This is a genomic window from uncultured Caballeronia sp. (assembly GCF_964243625.1).
In the GTDB taxonomy this organism is placed as follows: domain Bacteria; phylum Pseudomonadota; class Gammaproteobacteria; order Burkholderiales; family Burkholderiaceae; genus Caballeronia.
Map to the genome: position 1 here is coordinate 1 of NZ_CAXTGZ010000843.1, position 2,058 is coordinate 2,058.

A 2,058-nucleotide genomic window follows, 5' to 3' on the forward strand; every position below is an offset into this window, starting at 1 on the left:
GCCCGCAAAATCCGCTGAAATCGTCGAAAGATACGGTGCCGTTCAACCGCCGCTGTTACCTGACAAGCTGGCGCGGGGCGAGTCAGGGCGCCGCGGCGTTTGCGGCTGCGCTCGTCGGCGCGACCCTGACCGCCCTGCTTTCATCCAAAGCGATGCACGACTGGGGCTGGCGGATTCCCTTCGTGCTGGGCGGATTTATTGGACCGGTTGGATGGTATTTGCGCCGACGCATGCCGTCCGTCCCAGTCAACGCGCCCGAGCGGCCGCGTTTCACCACGCTCTTCAGGCAGCATGCGCCCACGCTCGGCTACGGCACGCTGATGATGGCCGCGCCTTCGGTCGGCATTTATATCACCGTGTTTTATATGCCGAGCTATCTGGTGCGCACGCTGCATCGGCCGCCGGCCATAGGCCTTCTGATCGCGAGTCTTTCCGGGCTCGTGATCATGATTGTCAACCCGCTGGTTGCGCGCATCGCCGACCGGCAGGCGAGCCGGAAGCCGCTCCAGTACCTGATGCTCGTGATCTGCCTCGCGCTGACGTATCCCGCGTTCCTGGCGCTCAGGGCCGGCGTCAGTAATGTCGCCGCGACCGCAATCATTCTTGCGTATGTCGCGCTGGCGCTGAACAACGCCGGTGCAAGCACGGTCTTGATGATGGAAGCGTTTGCGCCGCTGCATCGCGCTGCGGCGTTGTCGATCATGTACAGCTTTGGCGTGACCATCTTCGGCGGATTCTCGCCGCTGATCGTGACCTGGCTGATCGCCGTAACCGGCAATCCGATGATGCCCGCGTGGTATCTCATCGGCGCGATCTGCATCACGCTCTTCGCGCTTCAGCGGTTTCCCGCAGCCGCCTGACTTACTTGCCGCCCGGCCCGAACGGCGACAGCACGCCGGGTTTGCCCATGCGCTGCAACTCGAAGGCGGCGGCACGCGCGTCCTGCGGACTCATGCCGTAAGCGCGGCGAAACGCACGCGTGAAATCCGACGCGCTCTTGAACCCGAGCCCATAGGCAATATCGATGACCTGGATGTTCGGAAAGCGCACCAGCTCGCCGGCCGCTTCCCGCAGCCGCCGGTTGCGGATATATGCGCCGAGGCCGCCTTCATGCTCGAACCATCGATAGATCGTGGCGCGCTTCAGTTGCAGCGCATCGACCACGCCCGAGGGCGACAGCTCCGGATGATGCAGATTCGCCTCGATATACCGGCGCACCTGGCCCAGAACCGCTACCTGAACTGCCGCACGCGCTTCGCCGGTCAGACGCGCCTGCTTGCGGAACGCGGCGATCAACAGTTGTATGGCGGCGTCCAGTTCGCCTTTCGCCTGCGCGACGTTCATGCGCGGCAAGTGACGGCTGAGCGCCGCGGCATGATCGAAGACGAGCTGCGTCAGCGGCGAGCTTTGCTCCACGATGCGCCCGTGGATTGAATCCGCGCCGGGGAACGCGGCATCGACCACTGCCTTCGGCGCGAACAGGGTCAGCACGTGGCAAGCGGGACGCTCTACGCGAAACGGCTGGTCCAGATCGAACGCGATGAGACCGCCCGTCGAATTCCTGGCGCTGCGCTTGGTCGGCGTCCCCGAAACATTACCCACGCCGCCTTCCGCGAACAGATGGAAAACGTAGTCACGGCGGGTATCGGCGGAGACTCGCGCGACCGAGCGTTCAAGCGTGAGCGCGTCCGTGCGGGAATCAGTGAAGACGATGTCGCCGGCCACGTATTTGTCGATCTGGCCGTGAAAACCGTCGGCGAGCTGCGCCTTGACCGGCGGCACGTCGACCACGTGGCCCACCCGTTCGCGCCACGCCAGAAGCTGGCCCTTCGCGTCCACGCCATGCGTACTGAAGGTGGTGCGCACAACGCCAGCGTGAAGCTCGTCGTCGGGGTGAAAGAGCGATGACATGTGGGTTGGGTGCCTCACGGGACGTACGGAAAATTCGAAAACGGCTCCAGCCAACAGCGCAGCTGGTTTAATTTGCAAAACTGAGACGTAGGGTAAAGCCCAAGAAAAGTGGCGCGTTATCTTCAGGTCATTGATTCGCCATCCATC

2 protein-coding genes are annotated in these 2,058 nt (G+C 63.4%); one reads left to right on the forward strand and one right to left on the reverse strand.

Features of this window, described 5'->3' with window-relative positions; genetic code table 11:
• Nucleotides 1–860: MFS transporter (locus ACFFAR_RS31630; protein WP_375509277.1), on the forward strand; the 860-nt coding region annotated here is incomplete at its 5' end.
• 1 nt (nt 861) lies between these two features.
• On the opposite strand, the gene ACFFAR_RS31635 is transcribed toward ACFFAR_RS31630, so the two are convergent.
• Nucleotides 862–1,911, reverse strand: coding sequence for an AraC family transcriptional regulator (locus ACFFAR_RS31635; RefSeq protein WP_075360062.1), 1,050 nt, complete (start codon nt 1,909–1,911; stop codon nt 862–864).
• Nucleotides 1,912–2,058: the final 147 nt, after the last annotated feature.

What these genes read in the sequence shown, in the direction of transcription:
- ACFFAR_RS31635 (WP_075360062.1), bottom strand. Translation starts at nt 1,911, where the DNA reads ATGTCATCGCTCTTTCACCCCGACGACGAGCTTCACGCTGGCGTTGTG.